Source organism: Micromonospora sp. NPDC047753, assembly GCF_040642735.1.
GTDB lineage: Bacteria > Actinomycetota > Actinomycetes > Mycobacteriales > Micromonosporaceae > Micromonospora.
In genome coordinates, this window is sequence record NZ_JBEYSL010000590.1 from 1 (window position 1) to 3720 (window position 3720).

Below are 3720 nucleotides of genomic sequence, written 5' to 3' on the forward strand. Positions count from 1 at the left end.
GCCTGCGGCGGCTGGAGACCGACCACATCGACCTGTACCAGATGCACCACGTGGACCGGGCCACGCCGTGGGAGGAGATCTGGCAGGCGATGGAGCAGCTCGTCCGCGAGGGCAAGATCACCTACGTCGGCAGCAGCAACTTCGCCGGCTGGGACGTGGCGCTCGCCCAGGCCGCCGCCTCGGCACGCCACTTCCTCGGCCTGACCAGCGAGCAGAGCCTCTACAACCTTGCCGTACGCGCCGTCGAGCAGGAGCTCGTCCCCGCCCTGCGTCACCTCGGCGTCGGACTGATTCCGTACAGCCCCCTGCACGCCGGCCTGCTCGCCGCTGCGCTCGACGCCCTGGATCAGGGCCGCACCACCGACCCCTCGACCCGGCACCGCGTCGAGGCGCACCGCGCCCAGCTCACTGCCTACGAGGGGCTGTGCCGAGAGTTGGGCGCACAGCCGGCGGCCGTGGCCGTGGCCTGGCTGCTGCGCAATCCGGTCGTCTCCACCACTATCGTCGGCGCGACGACGATCGACGAACTGCGATCGGACCTCGACGCGTTGTCCGTGCGGCTGGACGACGAGGTGGTGGAACGACTCGACCGGATCTGGCCCGGCCCGGGAGAAGCCCCACAGTCCTACGCCTGGTGAGACGGCTACCCGTCGGTGACGCCGACGGGCAGCAAGGGGCCACTGGTGTGGCGGTGGTCGACATAGGATCGGGTCCATGCGTGTGTTGGTGGTCTCCGCCCCGCTCGTCGGTCACGTCTTCCCCCTGGTGCCGCTCGCGGTCGCCCTCCGCGATGCCGGCCACGATGTGCTGGTGGCCACCGGCGGCGGAGCGCTGGCCGCCGCCGAGGCGGGTCTGCCGGTGCACGACATCGCGCCGGGCTTCGACTTCGGCCGGATCGCGCTGCGGGTCCTTCCCCGTCATCCGCTGATCGCGCGGGCGGAGCTGGCCGGCACCGCCGGCACCCGGGGCGCCGGCCTGCTGTTCGGCGCGCTCAACGACCAACTCGTCGACCCGGTGGTCGCGCTGGCCACCCGGTGGCAGCCGGATCTGGTGCTGTACGAGCCGTTCGCGGTCGCCGGCGCGGTGGCCGCCGCGAGGCTCGACGTGCCGGCCGTCCGCCAGGAGAACGCCCTCTTCGACGGCCGGGACCTGGTCGGCGCCACCGTCGCCCGGCTCGGCGCGGCGCTGCGCCGCCACGGCCTCACCGAACTGCCCGCGCCGGCCGCCGCCCTCGCCGTGGCGCCACCCAGCGTTGCCACGCAGGGCGGCTGGCCAATGCGCTACACGTCCTATGTCGGCGGCGGGGAACTGCCGGCCTGGCTGCGCGAGCCGGGTGAGCGCCAGCGGATCCTGGTCACCCGCAGCACCCTCACCGGCCCCGGAGACCGGGGGCCGATGCCCGCCGTGGTGGCCGCCGCCGCCGAGGTGGACGCCGAGATCGTGCTGGTCCGCCCCGACAAGCGGTCGGCCCGCTCGGTGCCCGGCAACGTGCGGGTGGTCGGCTGGATTCCGCTCGACGAGGCGTTGCCGGCGAGCGCGGCCCTGGTGCACCACGGTGGTGCGGGCAGTGCCTTCGGTGCCTTCGCCGCAGGCCGGCCCCAGCTGGCCACCACGGGTGCCGGGGACCGGCGGCACAACGCCGAGCTGGTGGCCCGCCGGGGCGCCGGCCTGGCGCTGCGTCCCCGGGACATCACCGCGCGGGCACTGACCCAGCTGCTCACCGACGAGCGCCTGCGGACCGCCGCCGCGCAGGTCAGCAGCGAGATCGCCGCGATGCCGCCACCGACGGACCTGGTCGCGCGGCTGGCGGCACTGGTCTGACGTCCACCCCGCGTGGCCACCCCGGATGCACTGTCGACTGGGGCAGGATGGCCGGATGCGACACGTCGTGCTGTTCCACTCCGTGTACGGGCTGCGTCCCGCCGTGCGCGCCGCCGCCGACCGGTTGCGCGCCGCCGGGCACCAGGTCAGCACCCCCGACCTGTACGGCGTCCCGGCCACCGACAGCGTCGAGGAGGGCTTCGCGCTGCTCGACAAGATCGGCCAGGAGGTGGTGTTGGACCGGGCCCGCGCCGCGCTGCGTGACCTGCCACCGGAGACGGTGCTCGCCGGCTTCTCGATGGGCGCCGGGGTGGCCGGGGCGCTGCTCGCCGAGCGCCCCGCCGCCGCCGGTCTGCTCCTGCTGCACGGCACCGGTGGTGCCCCGGACGCGGTCTCATCCGGGTTGCCGGTGCAGCTGCACCTCGCCGACCCCGACCCGTACGACGCGCCGGACGAGGTCGACGAGTGGCAGCAGGGAATGACCGACGCCGGTGCCGATCTGACGCTCTTCAGCTATCCGGGCATGGGTCACCTGTTCACCGACCCGGACCTGGCCGAGTACTCCCCGGACGCCACCGCGGCGGTCTGGCCGCGCGTGCTGGCCTTCCTGGCTGCCGGCTGAGCGGCCGGCGACGGCCAGTGGGGTCGGGGCGGCGCAGCCGAAGGTTGACCAACGGCAGGTGTTGGCCGCGGTCTCACACGTCGGTGTCAGCGGGAGAGTCGTCGGCGCAGCACGTGGGCACTGCAGAACACACCCCGTTCGATACCTGGCGCCACCATCAAGATCCTCGAAGGGGGGCTGGCGATGACCACGACGGCCTTCGACGAATATGAACGGTCCCGCTGGGCCGGGCGCGCGGGGGCGTACGACAGCAGTCTCGCCGCGCTCTGCGCGTACCCCGCGCCAGCGTTGTTGGACGCCGCCGACGTCGGGGCCGGCACGCGGGTGCTCGACGCGGGCACCGGCTCCGGCACGGTGGCCAGGCTGGCGTGCGCGCGCCACGCCACAGTCGTCGCCGTCGACGCCGAGCCCAGCATGGTCGAGTTGGCGCGCGACCGCCTTCCGTCCGTCGACGAGGTCCGCCTCGCGTCGCTGCCGCACCTCCCGTTCGGCTCCCGGTCGTTCGACGCGGCCGTGGCGAACTTCGTGATCAACCATGTGGGCGACCCGCTGGCCGCGATCACCGAGCTGCGACGGGTCGTCCGGTCCGGTGGTCGGGTCGCGGTCACCGTGTGGCCGCACCCCCCGCCCGAGGCGCAGAGCCTCTGGGGTGAGGTGTTCGACGCCGCTGGGGTCGACCGTCGCGCCGCCGCCCCGACGGTGGACGCCGACCGGGACTTCCCCCGTACCCCTGACGGTTTGGCGGGCCTGCTCAGCCAGGCGGGGCTCGCCGACGTGCGCTGCGACACGATCACCTGGGCGCACCGCACCGACCCGGAGGCCTGGTGGAGTGGTCCCGCCAACGGCGTCAGCAAGCCAGGTCTGGTGATGGAGACCCAGCCGGCTGCGGTGATCAGCCGCATTCGCGCAGCCTACGACGAGCTGACCGCCCGCTACCGTGGCCCCGACGGCCTGCTCGCGCTGCCCACCGCAGCGCTACTAGCCTCAGCCTCCGTACCCTAACCCCCCACCCGGCCACCCCGCCCCACGCCCCACTGCGCCGATCTTGCAGTTTCGGTTGCCGATATCGGTGGGATGGCGCTTATGCCGGGACAGCAAGTGCAAGATCGCCGGCCACAACCGTCGATCATGGAGTTGTGGCGCCTGACTTGTGGTCTTCGGGGTATTTGTCACCCACCGCAACTCCATGATCGGCAGGGCAGGGCAGGGCAGGGCAGGGCAGGGCAGGGCAGGGCAGGGCAGGGCAGGGCAGGGCAGGGCGGGGCAGGGGCTGAGGA

At 73.5% G+C, this 3720-nt stretch carries 4 protein-coding genes; all 4 read left to right on the plus strand.

The genetic code is table 11. The features are described 5' to 3' along the window. Window positions 1-638 (plus strand): aldo/keto reductase (locus ABZ749_RS31445; protein WP_357234174.1); only part of this gene is annotated, 638 nt, incomplete at its 5' end. A gap of 76 nt (window positions 639-714) precedes the next feature. Next, window positions 715-1821, plus strand: coding sequence for a nucleotide disphospho-sugar-binding domain-containing protein (locus ABZ749_RS31450; RefSeq protein WP_357234176.1), 1107 nt, complete (start codon window positions 715-717; stop codon window positions 1819-1821). 55 nt (window positions 1822-1876) lie between these two features. Further along, the gene (locus ABZ749_RS31455) at window positions 1877-2443 is read left to right on the plus strand and encodes a dienelactone hydrolase family protein (protein ID WP_357234178.1); all 567 of its coding nucleotides are present in this window, start codon (window positions 1877-1879) and stop codon (window positions 2441-2443) included. A 183-nt stretch (window positions 2444-2626) separates the two neighbouring features. Beyond that, window positions 2627-3445: a methyltransferase domain-containing protein gene (locus ABZ749_RS31460; protein WP_357234181.1), complete on the plus strand. Its 819-nt coding sequence runs from the start codon at window positions 2627-2629 to the stop codon at window positions 3443-3445. The last annotated feature ends 275 nt before the right edge of the window (window positions 3446-3720 follow it).